This is a genomic window from Antarctobacter heliothermus, from assembly GCF_900188425.1.
GTDB classification, from domain to species: domain Bacteria; phylum Pseudomonadota; class Alphaproteobacteria; order Rhodobacterales; family Rhodobacteraceae; genus Antarctobacter; species Antarctobacter heliothermus.
Window position 1 is genome coordinate 32609 of sequence record NZ_FZON01000029.1, and the last position, 24187, is coordinate 56795.

Annotated in this window: 30 protein-coding genes, 1 pseudogene and 1 riboswitch; of the genes and pseudogenes, 17 read left to right on the forward strand and 14 right to left on the reverse strand. The window is 58.7% G+C overall.

Translation table 11 applies throughout. The features are described from left to right. Positions 1-367 precede the first annotated feature (367 nt). Positions 368-1369, reverse strand: a complete 1002-nt coding sequence (gene lipA / locus CHB90_RS14895; protein ID WP_089278664.1) for a lipoyl synthase — start codon at positions 1367-1369, stop codon at positions 368-370. A gap of 472 nt (positions 1370-1841) precedes the next feature. Between lipA and CHB90_RS27015 the strand changes: the two are divergent. The 4 genes and pseudogenes from CHB90_RS27015 to fdxA all read left to right on the forward strand — a co-directional run. Continuing rightward, positions 1842-2003: pseudogene (locus tag CHB90_RS27015) on the forward strand (glutaredoxin domain-containing protein); the annotation flags it as partial. A gap of 17 nt (positions 2004-2020) precedes the next feature. Next, entirely contained in the window at positions 2021-2359 is a 339-nt protein-coding gene (locus CHB90_RS26200) for a hypothetical protein (protein WP_141135891.1), read from the forward strand. 1 nt (position 2360) lies between these two features. Next, a complete protein-coding gene (locus CHB90_RS14905) occupies positions 2361-3155 on the forward strand; it encodes a succinate dehydrogenase iron-sulfur subunit (protein WP_050663551.1) in 795 nt (264 codons plus the stop codon). Positions 3156-3578: 423 nt separating this feature from the next. Then, on the forward strand, positions 3579-3908 hold the full coding sequence (fdxA, locus tag CHB90_RS14915; protein WP_089278666.1) for a ferredoxin FdxA: 330 nt from the start codon (positions 3579-3581) through the stop codon (positions 3906-3908). Positions 3909-4383: 475 nt separating this feature from the next. Here the strand turns inward: fdxA and CHB90_RS14920 are convergent, their stop codons facing one another. Genes CHB90_RS14920 through CHB90_RS14930 form a run of 3 tightly spaced genes read right to left on the reverse strand, consistent with a single transcriptional unit; the run spans position 4384 to position 5382 of the window. Beyond that, positions 4384-4650 (reverse strand): zinc-finger domain-containing protein, encoded by a 267-nt coding sequence (locus CHB90_RS14920; RefSeq protein WP_235575863.1) that lies wholly within the window; start codon positions 4648-4650, stop codon positions 4384-4386. Beyond that, positions 4622-4834 carry a hypothetical protein gene (locus CHB90_RS14925; protein WP_089278667.1) on the reverse strand — a complete coding sequence of 71 codons (213 nt, stop codon included), beginning with the start codon at positions 4832-4834 and terminating at the stop codon, positions 4622-4624. The genes CHB90_RS14920 and CHB90_RS14925 overlap by 29 nt, the downstream gene beginning before the upstream one ends. Next, positions 4831-5382 carry a NifU family protein gene (locus tag CHB90_RS14930; protein ID WP_089278668.1) on the reverse strand — a complete coding sequence of 184 codons (552 nt, stop codon included), beginning with the start codon at positions 5380-5382 and terminating at the stop codon, positions 4831-4833. Before CHB90_RS14930 ends, CHB90_RS14925 begins: the two co-directional genes overlap by 4 nt. A 351-nt stretch (positions 5383-5733) precedes the next feature. On the opposite strand from CHB90_RS14930, the gene tnpA reads away from it, so the two are divergent. The 3 genes from tnpA to tnpC all read left to right on the forward strand — a co-directional run bounded on the left by tnpA (position 5734) and on the right by tnpC (position 8249). Continuing rightward, on the forward strand, positions 5734-6162 hold the full coding sequence (gene tnpA / locus CHB90_RS14940) for an IS66-like element accessory protein TnpA (protein WP_089278670.1): 429 nt from the start codon (positions 5734-5736) through the stop codon (positions 6160-6162). Continuing rightward, positions 6159-6512: an IS66 family insertion sequence element accessory protein TnpB gene (tnpB, locus tag CHB90_RS14945; RefSeq protein WP_089278671.1), complete on the forward strand. Its 354-nt coding sequence runs from the start codon at positions 6159-6161 to the stop codon at positions 6510-6512. Before tnpA ends, tnpB begins: the two co-directional genes overlap by 4 nt. A 63-nt stretch (positions 6513-6575) precedes the next feature. Continuing rightward, complete coding sequence (gene tnpC / locus CHB90_RS14950) at positions 6576-8249, forward strand: IS66 family transposase (protein WP_089278672.1); 1674 nt, start codon at positions 6576-6578, stop codon at positions 8247-8249. Between the two features lie 350 nt (positions 8250-8599). Here the strand turns inward: tnpC and CHB90_RS14955 are convergent, their stop codons facing one another. Genes CHB90_RS14955 through CHB90_RS14965 form a run of 4 tightly spaced genes read right to left on the reverse strand, consistent with a single transcriptional unit; the run spans position 8600 to position 10339 of the window. Beyond that, complete coding sequence (locus tag CHB90_RS14955) at positions 8600-9049, reverse strand: secondary thiamine-phosphate synthase enzyme YjbQ (protein ID WP_089278673.1); 450 nt, start codon at positions 9047-9049, stop codon at positions 8600-8602. 11 nt (positions 9050-9060) lie between these two features. Then, a complete protein-coding gene (locus tag CHB90_RS14960) occupies positions 9061-9390 on the reverse strand; it encodes a rhodanese-like domain-containing protein (RefSeq protein WP_089278674.1) in 330 nt (109 codons plus the stop codon). Between the two features lie 14 nt (positions 9391-9404). Beyond that, positions 9405-9746: a hypothetical protein gene (locus tag CHB90_RS26205; protein WP_141135892.1), complete on the reverse strand. Its 342-nt coding sequence runs from the start codon at positions 9744-9746 to the stop codon at positions 9405-9407. Next, positions 9743-10339: a MarR family winged helix-turn-helix transcriptional regulator gene (locus CHB90_RS14965; protein WP_245823259.1), complete on the reverse strand. Its 597-nt coding sequence runs from the start codon at positions 10337-10339 to the stop codon at positions 9743-9745. The genes CHB90_RS26205 and CHB90_RS14965 overlap by 4 nt, the downstream gene beginning before the upstream one ends. A gap of 901 nt (positions 10340-11240) precedes the next feature. Next, positions 11241-11338: riboswitch (TPP riboswitch) on the forward strand. Between the two features lie 65 nt (positions 11339-11403). Here CHB90_RS14965 and thiD point away from each other — a divergent pair. The 9 genes from thiD to CHB90_RS15010 are packed head-to-tail and all read left to right on the forward strand — an operon-like array spanning position 11404 to position 18261. Continuing rightward, positions 11404-12213 (forward strand): bifunctional hydroxymethylpyrimidine kinase/phosphomethylpyrimidine kinase, encoded by an 810-nt coding sequence (thiD, locus tag CHB90_RS14970; RefSeq protein ID WP_089278675.1) that lies wholly within the window; start codon positions 11404-11406, stop codon positions 12211-12213. Beyond that, on the forward strand, positions 12206-13186 hold the full coding sequence (locus CHB90_RS14975) for an FAD-dependent oxidoreductase (RefSeq protein WP_089278676.1): 981 nt from the start codon (positions 12206-12208) through the stop codon (positions 13184-13186). The genes thiD and CHB90_RS14975 overlap by 8 nt, the downstream gene beginning before the upstream one ends. Further along, positions 13176-13373, forward strand: a complete 198-nt coding sequence (gene thiS / locus CHB90_RS14980) for a sulfur carrier protein ThiS (protein WP_089278677.1) — start codon at positions 13176-13178, stop codon at positions 13371-13373. Before CHB90_RS14975 ends, thiS begins: the two co-directional genes overlap by 11 nt. A gap of 3 nt (positions 13374-13376) precedes the next feature. Then, a complete protein-coding gene (locus CHB90_RS14985) occupies positions 13377-14138 on the forward strand; it encodes a thiazole synthase (RefSeq protein ID WP_089278678.1) in 762 nt (253 codons plus the stop codon). Then, positions 14135-14731 (forward strand): thiamine phosphate synthase, encoded by a 597-nt coding sequence (locus CHB90_RS14990; protein ID WP_089278679.1) that lies wholly within the window; start codon positions 14135-14137, stop codon positions 14729-14731. Before CHB90_RS14985 ends, CHB90_RS14990 begins: the two co-directional genes overlap by 4 nt. Beyond that, entirely contained in the window at positions 14728-15690 is a 963-nt protein-coding gene (locus CHB90_RS14995; RefSeq protein WP_089278680.1) for a HesA/MoeB/ThiF family protein, read from the forward strand. Before CHB90_RS14990 ends, CHB90_RS14995 begins: the two co-directional genes overlap by 4 nt. A gap of 32 nt (positions 15691-15722) precedes the next feature. Further along, positions 15723-16670, forward strand: coding sequence for an ABC transporter substrate-binding protein (locus CHB90_RS15000; protein ID WP_089278681.1), 948 nt, complete (start codon positions 15723-15725; stop codon positions 16668-16670). Next, entirely contained in the window at positions 16667-17350 is a 684-nt protein-coding gene (locus CHB90_RS15005; protein ID WP_089278682.1) for a TenA family protein, read from the forward strand. Before CHB90_RS15000 ends, CHB90_RS15005 begins: the two co-directional genes overlap by 4 nt. Further along, entirely contained in the window at positions 17347-18261 is a 915-nt protein-coding gene (locus CHB90_RS15010; RefSeq protein WP_245823260.1) for an ABC transporter ATP-binding protein, read from the forward strand. The genes CHB90_RS15005 and CHB90_RS15010 overlap by 4 nt, the downstream gene beginning before the upstream one ends. 409 nt (positions 18262-18670) lie before the next feature. Here the strand turns inward: CHB90_RS15010 and CHB90_RS15020 are convergent, their stop codons facing one another. Then, positions 18671-20026, reverse strand: a complete 1356-nt coding sequence (locus CHB90_RS15020; protein WP_089278683.1) for an IS1380 family transposase — start codon at positions 20024-20026, stop codon at positions 18671-18673. Between the two features lie 118 nt (positions 20027-20144). On the opposite strand from CHB90_RS15020, the gene CHB90_RS15025 reads away from it, so the two are divergent. Beyond that, positions 20145-20525 (forward strand): hypothetical protein, encoded by a 381-nt coding sequence (locus tag CHB90_RS15025; RefSeq protein WP_141135893.1) that lies wholly within the window; start codon positions 20145-20147, stop codon positions 20523-20525. On the opposite strand, the gene CHB90_RS15030 is transcribed toward CHB90_RS15025, so the two are convergent. From CHB90_RS15030 to CHB90_RS15050, 5 genes are all read right to left on the reverse strand, one after another. Further along, a complete protein-coding gene (locus tag CHB90_RS15030) occupies positions 20507-21028 on the reverse strand; it encodes a DNA cytosine methyltransferase (protein ID WP_342744961.1) in 522 nt (173 codons plus the stop codon). The genes CHB90_RS15025 and CHB90_RS15030 overlap by 19 nt on opposite strands. Continuing rightward, positions 20949-22334: a site-specific DNA-methyltransferase gene (locus tag CHB90_RS15035; protein ID WP_089278685.1), complete on the reverse strand. Its 1386-nt coding sequence runs from the start codon at positions 22332-22334 to the stop codon at positions 20949-20951. The genes CHB90_RS15030 and CHB90_RS15035 overlap by 80 nt, the downstream gene beginning before the upstream one ends. 607 nt (positions 22335-22941) lie before the next feature. Continuing rightward, a complete protein-coding gene (locus CHB90_RS15040; RefSeq protein ID WP_089278686.1) occupies positions 22942-23388 on the reverse strand; it encodes a DUF6362 family protein in 447 nt (148 codons plus the stop codon). Continuing rightward, positions 23381-23584 carry a hypothetical protein gene (locus CHB90_RS15045; protein ID WP_089278687.1) on the reverse strand — a complete coding sequence of 68 codons (204 nt, stop codon included), beginning with the start codon at positions 23582-23584 and terminating at the stop codon, positions 23381-23383. The genes CHB90_RS15040 and CHB90_RS15045 overlap by 8 nt, the downstream gene beginning before the upstream one ends. Further along, on the reverse strand, positions 23581-24117 hold the full coding sequence (locus CHB90_RS15050) for a crossover junction endodeoxyribonuclease RuvC (protein WP_425426629.1): 537 nt from the start codon (positions 24115-24117) through the stop codon (positions 23581-23583). The genes CHB90_RS15045 and CHB90_RS15050 overlap by 4 nt, the downstream gene beginning before the upstream one ends. Positions 24118-24187 lie beyond the last annotated feature (70 nt).

Sequence of the window (24187 nt, forward strand, 5' to 3'; positions counted from 1 at the left end):
CAACAGGATGCATCCTCCACCAGATTTTCTGCGCTAACGCTTTTCCAAGGTCAGTGTTCACACAATTGGCTCTGTTGCGGAGCACTTAACTTATTCAATCAAAATCCTGCTATTTCTTTAGCCTAATTGGGAACCCAGCTTAGTTGAAAAATATTCCTCCCTCGCCCTGGCGGCAAATTCGAAGCGTGCGTCCATGATGATGGCGCCCGCTCGATAACGTTCCTGGCAGCAACCGTGTTGATGCATTTCGTCATATCCACATCGTAATGGTTGAATGGCGATGACAAGTGCCAAACGTGCGGCCTCGTACAGTCTGCAGGCGACACAATGCCCTGCACCATCCGCATACTACCGAAGAGCAGGCTCATCATTGAACCATGGATTCAAGAGATCCGTCTCGCTTGGCCGGTTGAGCATTGCTCCGGGCATCAAAAAGAAGTGCTTCGCGCGCGACCCGCAAGCGGGCGAAATCTTTGCCAGCATGGTAAGAGGAACGCGTCAGAGGCGAGGCCGAGACCGTGAGGAAGCCCTTAGAGTAGGCCATAGACTCAAAGCGTTTGAACTCGTCCGGTGTGACAAAACGATCGACGACATGATGCTTGGGCGTTGGCTGTAGATACTGCCCAATGGTCAGGAAATCGACATCGGCAGCACGCAGGTCATCCATGACTTGGAGCACTTCTTCGCCGCTCTCTCCCAAGCCGACCATGATGCCAGACTTGGTGAACATTGAGGGGTCCAATTTCTTGACCTGGTCGAGCAATCGGAGGGAGTTGAAGTAGCGCGCGCCTGGCCGAACCTCGGCGTAGAGCCTTGGCACAGTCTCCAGGTTGTGATTGAAGACATCCGGTTTGGCTGCAACGACGGTGCCTTCCGCACCATCTTTGCGCAAAAAGTCCGGGGTGAGCACCTCGATCGTCGTGTCCGGTGTTGTCTTTCGGATGGCTCGAATAACCGCCGCAAAATGCTCCGCGCCACCATCGGCCAGATCGTCCCGATCGACCGATGTAATCACGACATGCGCAAGCCCGAGACGCGCCACGGCTCTGGCGACATTGGTTGGTTCGAAGGGGTCAAGATGGCCCGGCTTCCCGGTCGCAACATTACAAAATGTGCACGCCCGAGTGCAGACCTCGCCCATGATCATCATGGTCGCGTGCTTCTTGGACCAGCATTCCCCGATGTTGGGACAGGCGGCTTCCTCGCACACCGTCTTGAGATTGTGTTCACGAACGATCTTGCGGGTTTCGTGATAGGTGTCCGAAGTAGGTGCCTTGACCCGGATCCAGGGGGGCTTGGGCTGAGTTGGATTGTCCGGTTTGTGAGCCTTTTCCGGATGACGCAGGCGGCCATCGGTCTCTAGTGTCATTGGAACCCCCTCAACCCTTTCTCCGCCTGCGTAGCAGCAGTATGCTACCCGCTTTCTTTGGCCAACCTTCCATCACTTCGCTTCCTTCGCTGTAACGTTTTGTCTTTTTCTGTCCGGGAACACTGAAATTACACCGAAAGGGTTGGCGAGAGAGAGAAACTGTCGCGCCGCTATCTGGCCCGAGGTAATCCACACTAGGCGGTTGATCAGTTCGATGGCCTCGCGCCCCTAAGTGTCCAGTTCCTCTCTAAAAATGATATCGTTTCCATACTACATTGACAAGACCATAGTTTCGAATCTATATACATGTAGTTTCGTTTCGATACCATATATCAGCAGAAAAGGAAGTGGGGAAAAATGCAAAATAGCAGCAATGCCAATATGGGTTTCGAGACCCCGGACTGCCACCGTCCATGCAAGCAACATCCTCGGCAATCGCGCCTATGCCATCACAACTTAAAGCAATAAAAAGGAGCTCCGCGAGGGAATCAAGGTATTTACTGACTGGCCCACGATCCCGCAATTGTATGTAAAAGGAGAGTTTTTTGGCGGCTTCGACATCGTTTGCGAGGCTTATGAAAGCGGCGAGTTGGAACAGTTTCTGAAGGACAAGGGCCAGCTGTCACAAGACTAGCGAGAAAGGACATGCTGATGACACCTGATACATCAACGATCAGTAAAAACACTGCAAATGACGGGTATGCTGGATGGCCGCCCCTGGCCTCATGGCACTTGTCAAAACCCGCCAATCCGGTGGTGAAAATCGCGGAGCAGGTCGTTTATGTCTGTTTTCCTGTTATTCTTCCGGGAGAAGACGGTCGCGTCATTCCCTTCGGCAGATATCATCTTGTAGCGCGTAACCAAAGCAGACCTCAACTCGGGCGGCCCCATCAGGCTATGCTAGTGAATGGAGACAACGGGGCGCGCATTGATCTATCTGCTCAGCAGTTAAACGCCATTGTTCAAGACCCCGATGTGGAGTTTTACTAGGATGGTCCAGCTTCGCCTGCCAGCCAATTCACGGATGACCACTGGCCACATTTGGCCGAAACCGGTCGACGCCGTGAGAACGAAGTCTTTCAAGGTATACCGCTGGAACCCGGACGACGAAGAGAACCCCCGCATAGACTCCTATGAAGTGGATCTCGACACCTGCGGCCCGATGGTTTTGGACGCTCTCATCAAGATCAAGAACGAGATCGACCCAACGCTGACTTTCCGGCGGTCCTGCCGGGAGGGCATTTGCGGCTCCTGTGCGATGAACATCGACGGCATCAACACGCTGGCGTGCATACAATCAATCAGTGACATCAGGAGTGACGTGAAAGTTTATCCGTTGCCGCATATGGAAGTCGTCAAGGACCTGGTGCCGGATCTGACACACGCTTACGCGCAATATGCGTCAATCGAGCCCTGGCTTAAGACCGATACGCCGACGCCCGACCGGGAGCGCATACAGAGCCCAGCAGACCGCGATAAGCTAGAGGGTTTGGACAACTGCATTCTCTGCTTCTGCTGCACCGCTTCTTGCCCCAGCTACTGGTGGAACGGTGATAAAGACGGCACTGAGGAATTTCTGGGGCCAGCAGTGCTTCTGCAATCTTATCGCTGGATATCCGACAGCCGCGATGAGGCGATGGACGAACGGCTGGATGATCTTGAAGACCCGTTCAAGCTCTATCGCTGCCACACGATTATGAATTGTGTCGCTACCTGTCCCAAGGGCCTTAATCCGGCAAAAGCAATCGCTGAAATCAAGAAGCTTATGGTCAAGCGCAAGATGTAAAACCCAATGCAACCGCTATGAAACTTCAGCGCGTCGCTTTGCTGATTGCACACGTCTTACTTCTCCGTGAACGGTCAAAGCCTCATTTCGGAGCCGACTCGCGCCAATTTTCGGAAGGTGCACCGCGTCTAGCACTTATGATAGCGACCATCGCCCCCGGAAGCGAGAAAATGCTCATGGATCTTGTAACGATCAGGGCAAAGGCGCGCATCCCGTTGGTTGCCAAAACAATCTGGACTACGGCGCTCGGTCTGACGATCTTGTTCCTGCTCGTCTGCAATCGCCGAAAGCCATTAACGACATCATGAAGTTGAAAGCGAAACGCCCGAAGTCAATGTCGAAAGGACCCTCTCAGATGATAAGCCCAAAAATGCCTCAGCGCGCTTTGGCAAGAGCGCTTCCGCCACAAATGAACGACCTCAGATGACCTATGTGGTAACGGAATCCTGCATCAAGTGCAAATATACGGACTGTGTTGAGGTCTGCCCCGTCGATTGCTTTTACGAAGGCGAAAACATGCTCGTCATTCATCCGGACGAATGCATCGATTGCGGCGTCTGCGAACCGGAATGTCCCGCAGACGCTATCCTGGCGGACACCGATCAAGGTGCCGAGGCTTGGCTTGAGCTCAACCGCGACTTTTCCGCCAAATGGCCAAACATCATCCAGCAAGGCGAGGCTCCGGCAGATGCTGCCGAGTATGACGGCATGGAGAACAAGTTCGACAAGTATTTCAGCCCGAAGCCCAGATGAGGTGGTCCCGGACAATTGGACAGTGGCTGGACTTACAACAACGACCGCCCGAACATGGGCATCGGCGGCATCACACCCGCCCAGAAACTGAGAATGGCTGCGTAAGTTCTACGACCATGTCCCGTTAAAAACAGGAGGATTACCTTCTTTCGCAACCTTACGACGATCAGCCTGATTTCGCGTCGTACCGCGATCCACCAAAGCCAAGCGGGCACATTTTTCAGACGCTTTGCGAAATATGATGCCGGTTGTTTTTCAGTTTCGGGCAGCTTTGAGTAACCAATATATGAAGTAGCGCTACCAATCGAAATTAGCCGAAAACGCGCTCTAATCCCACCCTCTTGACTAAGGGCTGATCCGGGAGTCCATTGCTAAGTGTAAACTTGGACGGCAGATCGTGTTGGTAGAAGATTTACGCACCAAATGCACGAAATTGGCCGTTAGGCCTGCGCAGATTGCGGGAAAGTTGATGTTTCTATCCATTGATATTGTCTGAAAATACGCAGCCCGGCGGATCGGCCTCACGCGGTTTGAGCTGGGGATCATAGCTAAACAAGGTCGCACAATAGGGACAGAGTATCGTGTCCGCCGCACCCATATTGAGATAGATATGCGGGTGATCCTGGGGCGCTGAAACGCCTGCGCATTTGAACTCTTTCACGCCAATTCGGATTTCGGGGACGCCCAGATCGTTCTTGAACTTTGCATAACTGTCACGCGTCATCGCGTCCGGCCAACTCATTCTCGATAATCCCCATTTCTGTAAGCTGATGCTCCAACGAACGATCTGTCAGCATACCACTGTCAACAAGCTTCTGAAGCTCGGCAAGCTTCATTTTAAGTTCAGCCGCAGTGAATACTGCCCAAGCATTCCAGTCTTTTGTCGCTGCGCCCATTTCGCCTTTGATGTACTGTTTTGACGTCATACCGCTCGCACTTCGATCACTTCCGGGATGTAATGCCGCAACATATTCTCGATGCCCCCTTTCAACGTTGCCGTCGAACTCGGGCAGCCCGAGCAGGCGCCTTGCAGTTGCAGGTAGACGACGCCCCGCTCGAAACCGTGAAACAGGATGTCGCCGCCATCTTGGGCGACAGCCGGGCGGACGCGCGTGTCCAGAAGCTCTTTGATCTGGGTTACCAGTTCGTCCTCATCATCCGATTCGGCATGGCTTGACGTACTTGCATCTGAGTTCAGCAGGGGTTGCCCGGACGTAAAATGTTCCATAATCGTGCCCAAGATTGCGGGTTTGATCGTCGTCCAGTTGATGTCATGGGTTTTGGTGACGGTAATAAAGTCACCGCCAAAGAACACGCCATCGACGCCGTTCACTTCGAAAAGTTGGCGGGCCAAAGGTGAGCGGGCGGCCTCTTCCCGCGTCGGGAAGCTTGCTGTTCCCTTGTCCATTACCTCGACGCCAGGAATGAACTTGAGCGTTGCCGGATTGGGCGTTTGTTCGGTTTGTATAAACATGTTTCAACTCTCTTGTTTTGTTGGTTGCTCAGGCTGTAAACGGGGGAATCGCGGGATGGCCATGGAGCAAGCCGCCCGTAACACTCATATGTCGTGAAATTGCCGGTGTTTTTGTATGACGGTCGATAACAAAGTCATGGCCTTTCGGTTTGCGGGTGATCGGCTCACACGCTGACGCCAGCGGCGCAAAGATTGTTGGCGTAGCGTGCAAGTTGCGAGCCGTTGGTAGCAGAGTGAGTTCGTCGAGCGCACCGCTCTCCGTAAGCGCCGTCCCCGTCCCATTGATTTCCACGGTTCCGTTACGCTGATGGAGCAGCGAGTTTCCTTCTGAGATTTCAGAAGGAGATGGCAATGGCGGACGGCGGGGATGGGTTTGATGGCTGCATTGAGGTTTTGCCGCGAACGCGGGGATATCGACGCTGGCCGGATGAGGTGAAAGCCCGGATCGTGGCAGAGAGCTTTCAGCCTGGCGTGCGGGTCGTGGATATTGCCCGGCGGCATGGTCTGGTCGCGCATCAGCTGTCGGATTGGCGGCGGCAGGCTCGCTTGGGTAAGTTGGTTCTGTCGGCGGACGCCATGTCCGGAGTGTTGTCAGGTGTTTTACCGGCCTTCGTGCCGTTGTCTGTAGAGGATGAGAGTGTCGGTTTGTCAGTGGATGCCGGACCGATGTGCGGGATCATCACTATCGAGATGGGTGGCGACTTCGTGCTGCGGGTGCCGGGGGATGTTCCGGCAGAGCGGGCCGCAGCGGTGGCGCACGCATTGCGGGGGCTGGCATGATCGTCGCGGGACAGCGTCAGCCGATCCTGATTGCGACACGTCCGGTGGACTTCCGCTGCGGGCATCGGGCGCTGGCACTGATTGTGCAGACCGAGCTGAAGCTGGATCCGCATTCCGGGGTGACGATCGTGTTCCGTTCGAAACGCGGCGACAGATTGAAGATTTTGGTTTGGGACGGAACAGGTCTCGTGATGGTCTACAAAGTTTTGGAACAAGGCAACTTTGCCTGGCCGAAGGTTCAGGACGGGACAATGCGGCTGTCGCGCGCCCAGTATGAGGCTTTGTTCGAAGGTCTGGACTGGCGCCGGATCGTTGCGCAGCGGGTCGCTCCACCCAGTGCAGCGGGATGATTTAATCAGCTGTTCTGGCGTTGTTTTATTGGCCTTTCCAGTCCGGATCGGCTATGAATCTGCATGTCGCAGCCCTTCGATCTCAGCCAGTTTCCAGACCTTCCATCCCAAGTGATGAAGGCCTTTGCCGCACAGTCTGCGGCACTGGATGCAGCACGGTTTGAAGCCTCTGTCGAGCGTGCGGCCCGCCTGCATGAACAGGCTGTGGGGGTTGAGAAAGACGCCTTCATCACCGAACTGACGGCACTGGTCGAAAAGCTGGAAGGTCAGGTCGGACAATACCGACATGCGAAGTTCGGGCCGAAATCGGAAAAGCTGGACCCCGCGCAACTCGAGCTGGCGCTGGAGGATCTGGAAGCCGCCATCGCGGAAACCCAGGAACAGATTGCCGCGGTCGAGGAGAAAATTGCGGCCAGCGAGACCGATCCCGAGAAGAAGGCGCCGCGCAAGAAGCGCAAGGCGCGCGCCTTGCCGGAACACCTGACGCGCGTCGAGCGCGTCATAGAGCCCGACAGCATCGTTTGCCCATGCGGTTGTGGGGACATGGTGCGGATCGGTGAGGATCGGGTCGATCGGCTGGATTACATCCCGGCGCGCTATCAGGTCATCGTCACGATCCGCCCGAAATACGCCTGCCCCAAGGGGCGCACGGGTGTGGTGCAGGCGAAAGCCCCGGCGCATCTTCTGGAGAGCAGCTGGCCCACCGAGGCGCTGCTGGCGCAGATCGCCGTGTCCAAGTATTCCGAACACATGCCGTTGAACCGGCAGGCGGTCGTTATGGCGCGGCTTGGTGTGCCGATCGACCGGTCGGTGCTGGCTGACTGGATGGGTCGGACGGGTGCATTGATCGCGCCGGTGGTCGACCACATGGCAGTGGCGCTGAAGCAGGGCAGCACGCGGCTCTATGTTGACGAGACGACCGCCCCGGTGCTGGACCCCGGGCGCGGAAAGACCAAGACCGGCTATCTGTGGGCGGTGTTGCGCGACGACCGCGGCTGGGGCGGCACCGCGCCGCCCGGCGTCGTGTTCCACTATCGACCCGGTCGAAAGGGTGAATACGCCGATGAGATCCTGGCCGACTTCAACGGCACGATCCAGGTTGATGCCTATGGTGCCTATACCCACCTTGCCACGCCAAAACGCACGGGTGGCGATCCGTTACGGCTGGCTTTCTGCTGGGCCCACGGACGGCGCAAGCTGATCAAGGCCAAACCGAAGAAGGGCTCACCCATCGTCGATGAGGCGCTGGTGCGCATCGCAGCACTCTACAAGGTCGAAGACGCGATCCGCGGATCAGCCCCCGATCATCGTCGTGCGGTGCGTCAGCAGGTCTCCCGCCCTCTCGTGGATCAGTTCTTCGCCTGGCTGGCCGCACAGGCTGCGCGCGTCTCGCGCAAGTCAGAGCTTGGGGAGGCTATGGCCTACATGCTGCGTCGCGAAGAGGGCTTCCGGTTATTCCTCGAAGATGGCCGGGTCGACATCGATTCAAACCTCGTCGAAAACGCAATCCGCAGCCCGGCCATGAACCGCCGCAACGCGCTTTTTGCCGGCCACGATGAGGGTGGCCGTTCCTGGGCGCGCTTCGCCAGCCTGATCGGATCCTGCAAGATGAACGGCGTCGAACCCTATGCCTACCTGCGCGACCTCTTCACCAAGCTCGCCAATGGCCATCTCGACAAGAATATCGATGATCTGATGCCATGGGCCTATGCGGTGGATGCCAAACCCTCACAATGAGCTCATCCGGGACTCCTCAGTGAGCTCATTGTGAGCAATCACGAGGGCGAAAATGTTAGCCGACATCGGCGCAAATCCAGCCTGCAAGCAAAATCCCAATGGGGCGGGAACGGCGCTTACCGCTCTCCAGAAACCGCCCAAGACGCTGGGACGGCCACAGGACGTTCTTGCAAACGAGAGGCTTGCCGCCGTTGAGTGGCAGCTTGCGCACCCTCCCGGCGGATGACGGCGGTACACAGCCAATCGAGTTCTTCGCTCCGTAAATCGAACGGTTATCAGGCACCAATTGGGTTGTATCGAAAGGAGTCATCGTTTTGCCTACTTGTTTGCGGTTCTCAGGGGTTGCGCCATCATTGGCCTTCAATATGGAGAACGATTTCGCGGGCTCGCGGTGTCTGCCGATGCTCGAACAGGAAGATACCCTGGTAACGGCCCAAAAGCAGGTCGCCATCGCAGACCGGGATGGCAAGGTGCGTCTGCGTCAGCGCGCCTTTGATGTGGGCCGGCATGTCGTCAGCGCCTTCAGCGATGTGCCGGTAAAGCGTAGTGTCTTCCGGTGCCTGCGCTGCGAAGAAATCTTCCAAATCGCGCAGCACGTCCAGGTCATAGTTTTCCTGAATGAGAAGGGAGGCGGAGGTATGGCGCAGATAAAGAGTCAACAGTCCGGTCGTCACTTTCTGTGACTCGATCCAGGTCAGGATATCTCCTGTGATTTCGCAGAGACCTTGACGCGGTGCAGTCACAGTGTGGCGGCCTTGCGTTAACTTTTTGACGTAAAGCGGAGCGGCTGAAATATCCATTTTTGTCCTCCTTAATAGCGTGGCATGTCCGGCTCGATCAGCCGGGACCAGGCATCAATCCCGCCAGCCAGGTTCCAGGCATTTTCAAAGCCATTGTTGCGCAGGAATTCCGTCACCATGGCGCTGCGCACGCCGTGACGACACTGCACAATAAGCGGGGACCCACGGGACAAGGCATCTATGTGTTGAGGAATGCTCTGCATGGGAATCCACTGGCTGCCCTCGATGGCGCAGGTCTCCACCTCAATTTGTTCGCGGATGTCGAGGACGGTGTGGGCGATCTCATCGGCACGCATCCCAGCCAGAGCGTGAACATCAATATCGTAAACTTGCATTTTCATATGGTCGGTACCGTCTATTCAGGAGAGCTGGCGATGCTCTCGATTTCTTGGTACGAAGCCGCTCCGACAATGAAGGAACGCATCCTCCTGCGCTGTGAAGTTCGCCGTTCAAATTTCCGCAACCAATCGACGAGGCTACAATCTGAAATGAGTCGGAATCTGGGTTGCTTTGGTTTGAATGAACACACCTCAACTCTCGTTCTGCGATCAGTCTCTGCGACATCGGCAACAGGGCTGTTTCCCATATCTTCTTTCAAGGATTCGACGGAAAGGCTCAGTTTTGGTGCCCGCGCCTCGGCGTTGATCACGGCATCACGATCAACAATACTTGCAACTTCCGTGAAGGGATGGGTCATCGCAAGCCGACCCCAGCTTTGGGCGCAGGCTTTTCCGGAGTGAAATCGATGCAGAGCCTGCCCAGATCTTCTTCCATGAGCGGTTCCTGCTGGAACGTGCATAGATGGATGGGCCGACCTTCCTCACAGCCGCCGCCGTCAGCGAAATGCGCACAGCTTTCGCAAACGCCAAAATGCGGCTTACCCGTCGCAAGGGCGACGCGCCCCAACATGCGCTGTAGAATACTGGAAAAGCCTCCCCGGACGCCTGGAGGTAAAGCCTCCACCGCCTCGACCAGGACTTCGATTGGATCGTTGACCACCAAGGCTCTGGCCTTATTCGTCAAGCCCAATCGCACACTGCGTCCGTCGGCCTTGGATCGGGCCTGATGCAAATAACCCTGTGTCACCATGCTCTTGATAGCCTGGGAGGCCGAGCCGCGGGTTATGCCGTGAAACGCAGCAAACGCAGATGGAGTCTGCGAAAAACGATTTGCGTGGGCGAAATATCTCAGAATAGCCCACTGGCCCGGCGTCAACCCCTCCACAAGGCCATCACCTGACACAATTCGCCCGAGGTGCATCAGTTGTTCGGTGATAGTGCGGCTGTCCATTTGAGACTCTTTCCTCCCGTATACATTAATGGAAATATATAGCGTTTGCCCGCCGTATTGACAAGTATATAGTTTTGAATCCATACTATATTGGCTTTACTTTGATACTAAACCACTACCGACTTGCGTCGGTAGGATTAGCGATGTGATTTTGCAGGTACTGAAGTACGACGTCTTCGGTGATGGTGGCACGGCCCGCTGTTCCGATGGCGATCCAGCAATATAGTCGCGTCCCGGGCGAATGATTGATTTCCGCCTGGTAAGTCGAGCTGTTATTCGCTGTGTCATAGGAACCGGTCATCGTTCTCAATCCGACCACTCGCCGCACATCCGTTTAATAACTGTTTTCATTCACAGTGCGCTACCAACGGTGGCGCAACGCAGCTCCTGACCTGGCCCCCGAAAATTCCCTCAAATCACTAAGATCCTCAAAAACAGCCTCAACAAAAGCTGCTTTATGCGATCGCGTCCCAGCGAAGGTCACCAGACAAGGACGGAATTATGCCCCCTATTCAACCAATATAGACAGCCCTAAAGCACTTCCAAAAGGGCCTTCACGGATGGCAACCGCTCCATCGCTGCGTCCAAGTGAGCGCGCCAATGCGACGCAATCTTGCGGGCATCGCCGACAGACCGGTAAAGCACCCCAAGTTGGCCCTAAACGGCATACATGGACTTTTCGCAGAATGTTCAGCAAACATAACTTCACTCTGAAGCACCCCGAAACGCGGGGTAGTTGAGGTGGATGTTCACTCGATCACATTTGGAAAATACATTCACACACACAAAAATTGGTGGAAATGGCGCAACGATACTTAGGCAAAGTTACGACCAGCTCAAGAAAAGAGCAGTAGCGCGTCAGAAGAGTGTTTGACTTTCAAATTGCTGACGGCTAGCCATCAGATATCCGTTGGGGTGCCGTCATGGCTGAGAGGTGAAAACCGACCCATCGAACCTGATCCGGGTCATTCCGGCGTAGGGAACGGAGTGTCGCTGTGACCAATACAGCCGTAAACCCTCCGTTTCTCAATGCGTCTGACCCTTTTTATTAATGGGGGGCACGTGTGGCTTTTCAGGCGTTGACAATTGCAGGCTCCGACAGTGGCGGCGGCGCTGGAATTCAGGCTGATCTTAAAACTTTCAGCGCGCTCGGCGTCTATGGTGCCAGTGTCCTGACCGCGATTACTGCGCAAAATACCCGTGCCGTTACCGCCGTAACGATGCTGTCCCCCGAGATCATCCGCGCCCAGATGGATGCGGTTTTCGACGATCTGGCAATTGGTGCGATCAAGACCGGAATGCTCGGTGGGCCGGACGCGATTGGTGCCGTTGCAGAAGGGCTGGCGGCTTGCGCAGTGCCAGCACCAGTGGTTCTTGATCCGGTTATGGTTTCCAAATCAGGGGATGCGCTGTTGGCGGATGATGCAGTCGCCGTTTTGCGTGCACGGATGTTGCCATTGGCATATCTGCTGACCCCGAATCTTCCGGAGGCTGCGCGCCTGCTGGACACCTCCGAGGCAACAGACGAAACCCAGATGCGCGAACAAGGCCGCGCGCTTCTGGCGCTGGGTCCACGCGCCGTTTTGATGAAAGGCGGCCACGCAAGCGGTGCCGTTTGCATTGATCTGCTGGTCACGCAAGACGAAGCGTTGCGGTTGTCAGCCCGCCGCCACCCCACGCGCAACACGCATGGTACGGGTTGCACCCTGTCGGCTGCCATCGCCGCAGGACTGGCGCGCAAGATGCCACTGCCCACCGCGGTGGGCATGGCTCATACCTACCTGCAAGGGGCCATAGAGGCAGCTGACCGTCTGGATATCGGCCGCGGACATGGCCCCGTCCACCATTTCCATAAGGTCTGGCCCAATGGTTGATGTGACCATCATCGGTGCAGGTGTTGGTGGTCTTTGGGCCGCGCGGTCCTGCCTCGCACGGGGCCTGCGCCCGCGTCTGGTGGACCGGTCCGGACCACCGGGGCCGCATACCTGTTCGTGGTGGGCGGGTGGCATGCTGGCCCCCGAATGCGAAGGTGCCACAGCAGAGCCCTCCGTCATCACCCACGGGCGCAAGGCCGCTGCTTTATGGGGTGATGTCACCACCGTGAGCTCTCGAGGTACGCTGGTGCTTGCACCCGAGCGGGACCGCGCTGAACTGAACCGCTTTGCCGCGCGCGCCACCGCGCATGTCGCCTGCGATGATGACGCGATCGCTGTACTTGAACCCGACCTGGGGGCACGGCACAAACGTGGACTGTTCTTTGCCAAAGAGGCCCATCTGGACCCCCGTCAGGCCTTGAACGATCTGGTGCGCAGCCTTGCCGCCTTGGGCGTTGTCATCGAACAGGCGGAGATCACACCGGATAACGTGCAAGGTCCAGTGATAGACTGTCGCGGTCTGGCCGCACAGGGTGATTTGCAGGGCCTGCGCGGGGTGCGCGGTGAAATGATTGTACTGCACTCTGACGAGATCATGCTGACCCGCCCCATCCGTCTGCTGCACCCGCGCCACCCGCTTTATGTTGTGCCGCGTGCGGACGGGGTGTTCATGCTGGGTGCAACCCAGATCGAAAGCGCGGCGCGCGGCCCTATGACAGCACGCTCGGCGCTTGAGCTTTTGTCGGCGGCCTATGCGCTGGATCCGCGCTTTGCCGAGGCGGCGATAGTCGAAATGGGTGCAGATCTGCGCCCGGCCTTTGCCGATAACGTGCCGCGCGTCGTGCAGCGGGGGCACGTGCTGCACCTCAATGGTTTGTTCCGCCATGGGTTCTTGATGGCACCGGCATTGGCCGAACAAGCGGCCGCGTTTCTTTCAACAAGCAAGACAGGGGATCTATTTCTTGAAAATTGAAGTGAACGGAGAGCCGCGCGAGATCAACACCACCGTTCTCAGCCGTGCCTTGACGGAATTAGGCTGGGGTGACGCGCGGGTCGCCACCGCGCTCAATGGGGTCTTTGTGCCTGCAGCTCTGCGTGATGAAACACCTCTTTCAGCCGGTGACCATATCGAAGTTTTAACCGCGATGCAGGGGGGGTAAGCCATGCGTGATTTCTATGGGGTGGACTTGCAAACGCCCATGATGCTGGGCACTGCGCGCTACCCCTCGCCCGCCGTGATGGAGAACGCGTTCCGCGACAGTGGAGCGTCGGTTGCGACTGTATCGCTGCGCCGTGAGCGTGGCGCGGGACAGGCATTTTGGGACATGGTACGCGGGCTAGGTGTCAATTTGCTGCCCAATACAGCAGGATGCCATTCAGCGCGCGAGGCGATCACGACGGCGCAGATGGCACGTGAGTATTTCCAGACTGACTGGATCAAACTTGAGGTGATCGGCAATTCCGACACGCTGCAGCCTGACCCGTTTGGTCTGGTCAAGGCCGCCGAGGTACTGTGTGCTGATGGCTTCAGGGTGTTCCCTTACACCACCGAAGATCAGGTGCTGGCCGCGCGGCTGGTAGACGCGGGCTGCCGTGTGCTGATGCCTTGGGGCGCGCCCATTGGGTCTGGTATGGGGCTGAACAACATCCACGGGCTGCGCACCCTGCGCGCAGCATTTCCCGATGTGGCGATGGTGATTGATGCGGGTCTTGGCCTGCCAAGCCATGCGGCGCAAGCGATGGAGATGGGGTTCGATGCGATCCTTCTCAATACAGCCGTGGCCGAAGCGGATGATCCCGCGACCATGGCCCGCGCGTTTGCATTGGCCACTGAGGCCGGTGCGCTGGCAGCAACTTCTGGCCCCATGGGTATGCGCGACATGGCCGTCCCATCCACCCCCCTCATTGGAAAGGCCTGGCTATGATATTGCCGCGATTCTACCCCGTCTTCGACAGTGCTGATTGGATTGCCCGCGCAGTCCCGCTTGGCGTGCGGCTGGTGCAACTGCGCATGAAAGACCGCGCCAATGACGCCTTGCACACAGAGATTGTCACCGCTCAGGCGCTGTGCCGACACCACGGTGCCGCGCTGGTAATCAATGATCACTGGCAACTGGCGATTGATCTGGGGGCAGATTGGCTGCATCTGGGGCAAGAGGATCTGGACACTGCCGATATCGCAGCGATCCGTCGTGCTGGGATCAAGCTGGGTGTCTCAACCCATGACCTTGCCGAGCTAGACCGCGCGTTGGCGCTGGGTCCTGATTATATCGCCTTGGGCCCCGTCTATCCAACCATTCTCAAGCAAATGAAATGGACCGAACAAGGCCTTGACAGGCTGACAGAATGGAAAGCCCTGATCGGGGATATCCCGCTGTGTGCCATTGGTGGCATGTCGGTGGAACGCTCCACAGGGGCCTTTGCCGCAGGTGCGGATACGGTGGTGGCCGTGACAGACATCACCTTGCATGCTGATCCCAAAGCCCGCATTCACGCTTGGCTAGAGGCGACCGCATGAGCCGCTACGCGCGTCAGATTGCGCTACCCGAAGTCGGAACCAAAGGTCAGCAACGTTTGCGCGCAGCCCATGTTCTGGTGGCCGGGGCGGGCGGTCTCGGGGTGCCGGTGCTCCAATATCTTGTGGGGGCTGGCGTGGGTACGATCACACTGATTGACGGCGACGCGGTGGCACAAAGTAACCTGCATCGCCAACCGCTTTACCGTATGGCAGACGTGGGCCGCGCCAAGGCGCAGGCCGCGGCCGATGCCATGGCCTCTCTGAACCCCGATGTTGCCCTGCACCCCATTGTTGACTGGCTCACACCAGCCAACGCACCCGCTTTGGTGGCGCAAGCGGATGTCGTGCTCGATTGCGCTGATACGTTCGCCGCAAGTTTTACCCTGTCTGATGCCGCCCTTGCTGCAGGCAAACCGCTGATTGCAGCCTCTGCATTGGGACGAACAGGCTATGTGGGGGGATTTTGCGCAACGGCACCCTCTTTGCGCGCCGTGTTCCCCGACCTGCCACGTCGTGCCGCAACCTGTGCAACTGCGGGGGTACTTGGCCCTGTGGTGGCCACGATGGGCACGATGCAAGCACAGATGACTTTGAGCGTGTTGCTCGGGCTGACCCCCTCACCTTTGGGTCAGATGATGATCTTTGACGCCACAAACTGGCGCATGTCTGGATTTCGCTTTGACGCAGCACCAGAGCCTGCACGCCCCGCCCTTTTCATTGCCGAAAACCAGATCACGCCAACCGATCTTGTCATTGATCTGCGCGACGAGGCCCCTGCCCCGTTTCGCGATACCGCATTGCATCTGCAGACTGGTTCCATGCCCGATCTGGCATTGCCTCCGTCCGGTACCCGTATCGTATTGGCCTGCCGTACGGGTTTGCGCGCGCATCATGCCTGCACCACATTACGCGACCGGTGGGCGGGCGATATCGCCCTGCTCGCCCTGCCTGAACAATAACTCACGCCTCAATCCACCTGACGGAGACATTCATGAAACGTATTATTGCAACTCTCGCCCTCACGCTTATCACCACGCCTGTGCTTTCACAGGACCGCATGACCATCATGCTGGACTGGTTCGTCAATCCAAATCACGGACCGATCATTCTGGCCCAAGAGCTGGGATATTTCGCCGATGCAGGTCTCGAGGTTGAGATAATCACTCCTGCCGATCCCAACGATCCGCCGCGCATGGTCGCAGCAGGGCGCGTTGATCTGGCGGTCAGTTACCAGCCAGAACTACATCTCAACAGCCGCAACGGGCTGGGACTTGTGCGCGTCGGCACTTTGATTGAGACACCAATGACCTGTCTTGTGGTGCGCGCTGATGGCCCCGTGCAATCGGTGGCCGATCTGGAAGGGCGCAAGGTGGGCTTTGCTGTTGCAGGGTTGCAAGAGATGCTGCTGGACGCGATGCTGACCCATAACGGCGTGTCCCCCGATGATGTGGAACAGATCAATATCGGCTGGTCTATCTCGCCTGCTTTAATGTCCGGTCAGGTTGATGGCGTGATCGGCGCGTTCCGTAACTTTGAACTCAATCAGATGGACATTGAAGGCATCGCAGGGCGTTGTTTTTATCCTGAAGCCGAAGGCGTGCCTTCCTATGACGAACTGATTTACGTGGCCCGCGCTGAAGGCCTCGACCGTGACAAGATTGCACGTTTTTTGCTAGCAACCGAACGCGCCACCGCCGATATTTTGAATGACCCGACAGGCATGGGCGAGGTCTTCTTTGCCACCAGCGCCGAGTTGCGCAACGAGCTGAACACCCGTGCATGGGGCGATACATGGGCGCGGTTTGCCAGCCGCCCAGCTGCCGTGGATCATGGCCGCTACGCCCGTTTCGAGACATTTTTGGTCAATCAAGGTGCCGTTGATGTTGTAATACCTGCAGCCGATCTGGTTGTCGACGTGACGGCGCAGGTGGCTGAATGATCGCACCTGATTACGGGCATGCCTTTAGCCTGTGGCGTGCAGGTGCGGGACAGGATTGGATAGACTACACGCACCATGCCTTTGTCGAAGGACTGCGGGACGGGTCACTGGAGCAAGCCAGCTACCTGCACTATATGAGACAGGATTATGTGTTTTTAATCCACTTTGCCCGCGCGTGGGCGCTGGCGGCGGCCAAGGCTGAAACTTACGGCGAAATGGCGGCGGCCAGTGCGACAGTTCATGCGTTGGTGCATGTCGAGATGCCGTTGCATGTGGAAACCTGCGCGGCCCACGGCATTGACCGCACCGCCCTTGAAGCAACGCCAGAAGCCGCCGGCAACCTCGCCTACACCCGCTATGTGCTGGAGGCAGGGTATTCCGGGGATTTTCTAGATATTCTAGCGGCACTGGCCCCATGCGTGCTGGGGTATGGTGAAATCGGGCGGCGGCTGGCGGGCAACACAGGCCCCTATGCACGTTGGTGTGATGCCTACGCAGGACCCGAATACCAAGCGCTTTGCCATAGTGTCGGCGTGCTGTTAGACGGTGCGTTACTGCGACGGTTAGGGCCAGATTGGCACAGCCTGCCGCGTGCCCGCACCCTTCAATCAAGATTCAACACCGCCACACAGCTGGAGATTGGGTTCTGGGACATGGCGCAAAATCCGGGCGGCACATGACCGCACCCGCCATTCAAATAAAGGGAGCTTTGCGCGCGGAGCAAACGCCCCTGATCGACAGCTTTGATCTGACCCTGCTTGCCGCGCGGTGGAGCGCACTTCTTGGACCCTCAGGCGTTGGCAAAACATCGCTGCTACGGTTGGTTGCCGGTTTGCCGTGTGCGGCGCATCTGGACGGACAGATTATTGCCGATGATGGCGTTCTCATCGCGCCGCGCGTGGCGATGATGGCCCAGGATGATCAACTTCTGCCGTGGGCCAGCGCTCAGAACAACATTACGATCTGCGCACGCTTGCGGGGCGAACGCGCGCACTCCGATCGCGCACGCGCCTTATTGGAAGATGTTGGTCTTGCAGGTTTTGAAGAGCGCAAGCCTGCCCAAATGTCCGCCGGACAACGCCAGCGCGTAACCCTCGCACGCACCCTCTATGAGGACCGCGCGATCGTTCTGCTGGATGAGCCGTTCTCGGCCCTTGATGCAATGACGCGGCACACGGTGCAGGATCTTGCGGTGCGGCTTCTGGCAGGGCGAACCGTTGTTCTTATCACCCACGACCCCGCCGAGGCAGTCCGGCTGGCGGATGATGCGTGGATGATCACCCGTGCAGGCATCACACCTTGCGCTCTGCCGCCGACACTGCCTCCACGTGCATCTGACGTCGTTGAAAACCTTGCTGCACAGGCAGCGCTGTTGCAGCGCATGCGCCGCAACCAAGGGGACCACGCCGTTGCCACAGAGGCGAAGCCGGTCCACCCGGTGGGCCAGCCCATCAGAGCCTCGACGAACAGCGGGTTCAAGGTCCGGCGCGCATCGGAGGTATCGGTCCCAGCCACCTGCGTCACCAGGACCTGGCGGCCAAGCAGGCCGTTGACCGGCGTGTTCGCCAATGTCGTCGCGCCATCCTTGTGATCGCGCGCCGTCGGCGTCATCCACATGCGGCTGGCGTGTGTCAGGTCTGCTGTCTTGCGGTTCCCCGCGCTCGGTTTGCAGCCATCGTTCGCCATTGGCGCGAGCTTCGAGACGAACTTTTAACTATGGCGGCTGGCAAAAGAGCCTTGACCGAATCGCGTCGTGTCGATCATCATTAAAAAGAATCAAACCAACATTCCCCAAGTGGCCTGCGGTCTGGCAGCAGGTTCGCCTGAGTTTGCCATCTGATCAAGTGTTTTGCGCCCTGAGCGGCGCTTGAGTGCGCCAAGACGCCCGAATGTGGGCGGATCGGACTGCCAACCCGCATCACTCCGGCACAGTGGCGGCGTTTTTCAGCGCGTCGGACAGACCTGTCCTGCCACTTTCGTTCGGGTGGGCAGTTTCAGCATCATGCGCATGACGGCGGCGCCCGTAATCGGTGGATCGCGGCAAGGATGGCCTTGACCATGGCACCGGTGACGGCCACCTCGGCAAGTTGGAAGGTGATGGCACGGGCATGGCGCACGACGCGGGCCCCCATCTTGATCAGTTTCAATTGCAGGCTGGTCAGCGACCAGTCGGCCATCGCCTCGGGCAGGTCGACGCAGCGCAGGAATGTTGCCAGGTTGTAGGCCAGTGCGTGCAGTTGCAGCCGGACCTCGTTATCGCGGAACCGTTTGCATGACAGCCGCGTCCAGCGGAAGGCGTATTTGCCTTCCTTGATATGCTGCTCGGCGGTGCCACGCTGGTTGTAGAAGCGGACCACCCAGTCCGGGTCCATCGGCATATTGGTGACGATGAAGCCGACTTTTGGGAACAGCTCGCCCGGATGCCATTCGATCTTGGCGATCACCCGGCGTGGCTTGTCCCAGCTTTGCGCCTGATACTCGAAGTCCTCGTAGAGACGCTTGACCTTGGTTAGCGACGGACGCCCCACGGGCCGGGTCATTCGGTGCGCTATCCTCGAACGCAGGACGGCATTGGAGGGCAACCGGATGGCGTAGAAATAGTCCGCTTCCTCCAGCCGCTCGTAGATCGCGGGGATCGCATAGGCGGCGTCGGCGCGGAAGAAGCGGCCACCAAGGTTGCGGCCAGCATAACGGGCGATGACGGGATCGAGGACATCCCGCCAGCCGTCGGCGCTGTGGACATTGCCGCGGCGCAGGGCGCAGCGTTCCAGCATGCCGAACTGGTTGAACAGGAAGTTCGGGTGGTAGCAGGTGCAGTCGAAATGCCCGTTCCAGGCTGTGCCTTCCTGATCACCATGGGTCGGGCTGACCGAGCTGTCCATGTCCAGCACGATGTACTTCAGCCCGCGGCGATCGTGAAAGCGGTCAATCCACGTGCCGTTCAGATCGGCAAGCGCCTCCTGGTTCTCTGGCATGGCCAGCGTCTCGGTCTCGAACCGCCCCATCTGCGAGGCCGAGGCTGCCTGCGCATCGACTGCGCGTCCGCCCACCACCTGGCACATGACGGGATCAAGAGCCAGTCGGTCAGCGTCGTTGACGTCCTCGTAACCCGCAAGCCGACCATAGACCGATTGTCGAAAAAGCCCGTCAAGCCGGTGAACGGTGTTCTTGCCCAGACGGTTGTCAGATAGCGCAGCTGACGCAAGATCAGACAGCCCGAGCACGTCATCCAACTCGCGCATCACCAGCAGACCGCCGTCCGAACTGAGCTGCGTGCCACGAAATTCCAGCCGCACCCGGCGATCAAAACTAAGCCGCCCATCACCCGTTTCGCTTGCACCCTCCGGGTGATCCATAATCCGCCACCTTCAGCCCAATTAACATGCTGAAATATAACACGTTACCGGCTTCCAGAGGTGCGAAAACGTCAAGTTACTTGGGAAATGCGGGTCAAATGGGATGGGAGATCGTTGAATGAGCGTTGCAGTTATGCCGGTGCAGTGGAGCGACTTTGATGATATCGATGATGTCGAGCCGCTTAATGTTAACGATGCTGATTGCCTAGCAGAAATAAGAGACGTTCTAAAAAAATATGGAATGGATCATCGTTTCGGCGTTGCGCTCCTGCATAAGCATTTTGATCTCGAAAGCGACGAGATCATGCTTGAAACGAGCGATCACGATGCGCGCAAGTTAGTCTTAGAGCCTACGAAAGTTTCCCAGGCTGGGGAAAATAACGTTGGAACTATCTTTGCGCTCCGGGACGGAGAGTTCGAGGTGATGAGTCACTGCCATCAATATTGTAAGCGCGGCATCATGGGAAATCACTTCGGTGCTCATCGAAAGATGAAGTAAACGTGAGAGTCACTTCGACTCGAGCCAAGTGAGCCTGTTTCAACTTCACCGACAATGCGCGCGACATGCGGCCAGAGATGGCGCGGATCGTCAGTACCAAGGCGCTTGCCCGCGACCGAAAATGGCTGGCACGGATAGCCCGCACTGACGATATCCACAGCGCCGCGCCACGGTCGACCGTCAAAGGTTCCAACGTCGTCCCAGACAACAGCCTGATCCAGGGACGCGTCTTCCATCCGCGCCACGAGAGTGGCTGCGGCGAAGGTTTCCCGTTCGACATGGCCCACAGCACGATATCCGGGGATGGCGATGGTGAGCCCGAGATCAAGCCCACCGGCACCGGAACAGAGTGAGAGGCCGAACAGGCATGCGTCTTCGGTTCCGGAAGCGCGTCCGGAGGGATGTAAAGCCAGGTCATGCATGTCACGCGGCGGATTTGGGTTTGCGGGCGGGTTCTGGGTCGGCTTCGCTGTCGGGCGTATCCGTGTCCATGGGCACGGCATCCCCGTCGCCCAGCCGCTCAATCCTTACTTGCGTAAAAGTTCGACCGTCGCCGTCAAGGATCGCGTCGCGACCGGTTTCGGCCTGCCAACGTTCAGCGGCGACGTCGATGTATGCTGGGCTGATTTCCATCGCGAACACCCGCCGCCCGTTGGCTTCGCCGGCCATGATCTGCGAACCCGAACCACAGAACGGCTCATAGCAAAGCCCGCCCCGTGCCACATGCTGGCGCATCGGGATCCCGAACGCATCGAGCGGTTTCGGCGTCGGGTGGTCGGGCCGCTCATCTTTGGTGAAGCTCGGCAGAGCCCATGTGGACGGCAGGGTTTCCTCGGCCACCTTCGGCGGGCGGTTTGGGCGGCGCCAGCCCATGAAGCAGGGCTCGTGCTTCCAGAGGTAATGCGATCGGGTCAGGACGCCGCGGTCTTTCACCCAGATGATTTGCTGGTGGACGAAGGCCCCGGCTTTTTCCCAGCAAGCCTCCAGCATCGCCTGACGGCGCGAGGCGTGCCAGCAGTACCAGGCAGCGTCCTCGGTGATGGCCTCGGCCACGGCGGCGGAGATGAAGCCGTCGTAGAGTTCCGCGCCCTGCGAACTGTCGTCCCACGTGTTGCCGTAGCTCTGGCTCCAGTCCTTGTTGCGTGTCGGGTGGTTCGAGCCGTCGTAATCCACAAGGTATGGCGGATCGGTCGCGAACAGGATCGCGCGCTCGCCATTCATCAGGCGGCGCACGTCCGTTTCGCTGGTGCTGTCGCCGCAGAGCAGCCGGTGATCACCAAGGATCCACAGATCGCCCGTCCGCGACGCCGGATTGCGCGGCGGTTCGGGGATCACCACCGGCGGCGTTGTGCTGCCAGCGCCACCACTTTCTTCACCGTCATCCTCCGGCTCGAAGGCCAGCAGCTTGTCCAACTCGCCGTCGGAAAAGCCCACCAGCGACAGGTCGTAGTCGTCGGCCAGCAGCTCGTTCAGTTCCGCCGACAGCAGCGCCTCGTCCCATGTTCCGAGTTCGGTCAATTTATTGTCGGCCAAACGATAGGCCCGGCGCTGCGCCTCGGTCAGGTGCCCGAGCACGATCACCGGCGCCTCGGTCAGCCCAAGTTGCGTCGCGGCCAGCACCCGCCCGTGGCCGGCGATCAGCTCGCCGTCCTCGCCCACGAGGCACGGCACGGTCCAGCCGAACTCGGCCATGCTGGCAGCGAGCTTCGCGACCTGGTCGGCACCATGCTGCTTGGCATTGCGGGCATAGGGCTGGAGCCTGGCCAGCGGCCAGTGCTCGATCCGCTCGGGGGCGAAGGCGAGGGTCATGTGCGTGTGATCCTGTTTGATCGGTTTCGGTGCAACGCAAAGCGCGACAGCAGCATGAAATCTTGTTACATTCGGATTCTGTATTGGTGCCCAGTGGCGCAACCGGAGGGGATGCGCTGCACGCTGCTATCGGCTTCGGTGGCATCGATACACTCAGGCGAGCGTGGGTTCGGCGGCAATTCTGGGAGGAGGTGTCGCCGAACCGGGCGCCAGGATGAATTCCTTCAGCGCGGACTTCACTGGACTCCAAGCTGGATTCCCGCTGGACTCCGGAGTCCAGGCTATCCACCGCGGAATCCACCCTCCAAGCCGCTGTTATTGCGTGGTTATTTCCGGTTTTAGGGGTGGACTCCACGCGGGGTGGACTCCCAAAAAAACGGCCCTGTCGCTGGCGAAATTGCGCGCTTCGCCCGCCAGCATACGAAAGTCGCCCGGAAGGAACCAAAAATTCAATGGCTTAGGCGACTGGACCCCGGCTGGACCCTTCGCTGGACCCCGGAAGCCAGCTGCGAGGCCTCTGCCTGCGCGCTCCTCTCCCGAGTATATCCAATTTGTAGCCTCATTCTCGAAATGTGTAAGGCCCAGCGATGTACACCCGAAAATTCCCTCACAGGACGATTGTTCTTGACAGGCGATTTGCATTTTCAATGACGAACCGCTGCGAGCGCCGGGCGGGAGGCAGGCGGCCATGGAGACGCCAGGTGATCACCGCGAGCCCGAACTGCCAGCGTTTGGCCACAGCTGTCCGGCTCAGCCCCATCTCCCAGCAGATCGGTTTCCATGGGGTGCGTTCGGCACGCAGCCAGACGATCCGGGCATCATCCCGTTCCAGCCAGCGCAACCAGAGCAATGCCTCCTCGGCTTCGGTGATCTGTCGCGGGCCCGGCCGGGGCCGACGCATCTGCGGCTCTTGACCGACCTTGTCGGCGAAGCTGTGGAAATACTCGGGCCATGCGTTGAAAAAGCCCTGCGGCATGACGCCGGGCAATGTGCGGAAGACGTCGGCCGCGCTCTCCAGCCGGTCCTCCACCCGTGCGGTTGTCCACTCACCCATGGCGCATCTCCCGTTCCCGTTTGCCGTAGAGGCGCTCGCCAAGCTGCCGCACCAGTTCCCGCTCGGGCCAGGTCAGCCGGTCATCGTCAATGGCGACGGCCAGCAGCCCCTGTTCCTTCCAGCCGTCCCGTTTGACCTCGTCAGGCTTGCGGCGATGGCCGCCATAGCCCTTGGGCGTGAAGCGCATGCCGGTCATTGCGCACCTCCGTGGGTTTCCATGGCCCAGAGCAGGATCGCGATGGCGTCGGCCTCGTTGTCGTCAGCAGGGCTGAACCCGCGTGCCCGGGCCGCGGCGATCATGGCGTCCTTGTTGGCATTGCCCTTGCCGGTGGCGTGACGCTTGATGGTGCCGACTGGCACCCCCTCGTATGGCACGCCGCGCAACTCGGCCCATGCCGTCAGCGTGGCCATGAGGCCTCCATAGACGTGGGCCGCGTCGGTGCCCGCATGGCGGCGGACTTCCTCGAACCAGATGGCGGCGATAGGTCCGGACAACCGCTCCAACTCGCCCAGCCAATTCGTGAAGCGCAGGTAGCGCATACCGCCGCCGTCGAACCGGCCATTGCGGAACGATGCTGTGCCGCTGGTGATCAGCCCATCCGCGCCATGCAGGGCCCAGCCGGTGGTCGTGCCGAGATCGAGCGCAAGCAATGTGCGGTTGGCCTGGAAGGCAAGCGGTAGATCGGGGATTGCCTCCTGCATCGTGGTGGTCAGAGTCGCTTCAGCCATCGTGGTCTCCTTTTCGGGTTGGCTGCGGGGGTGGAAGACGACGGCGGTCATGTGCTTGGCGGTACGAGCC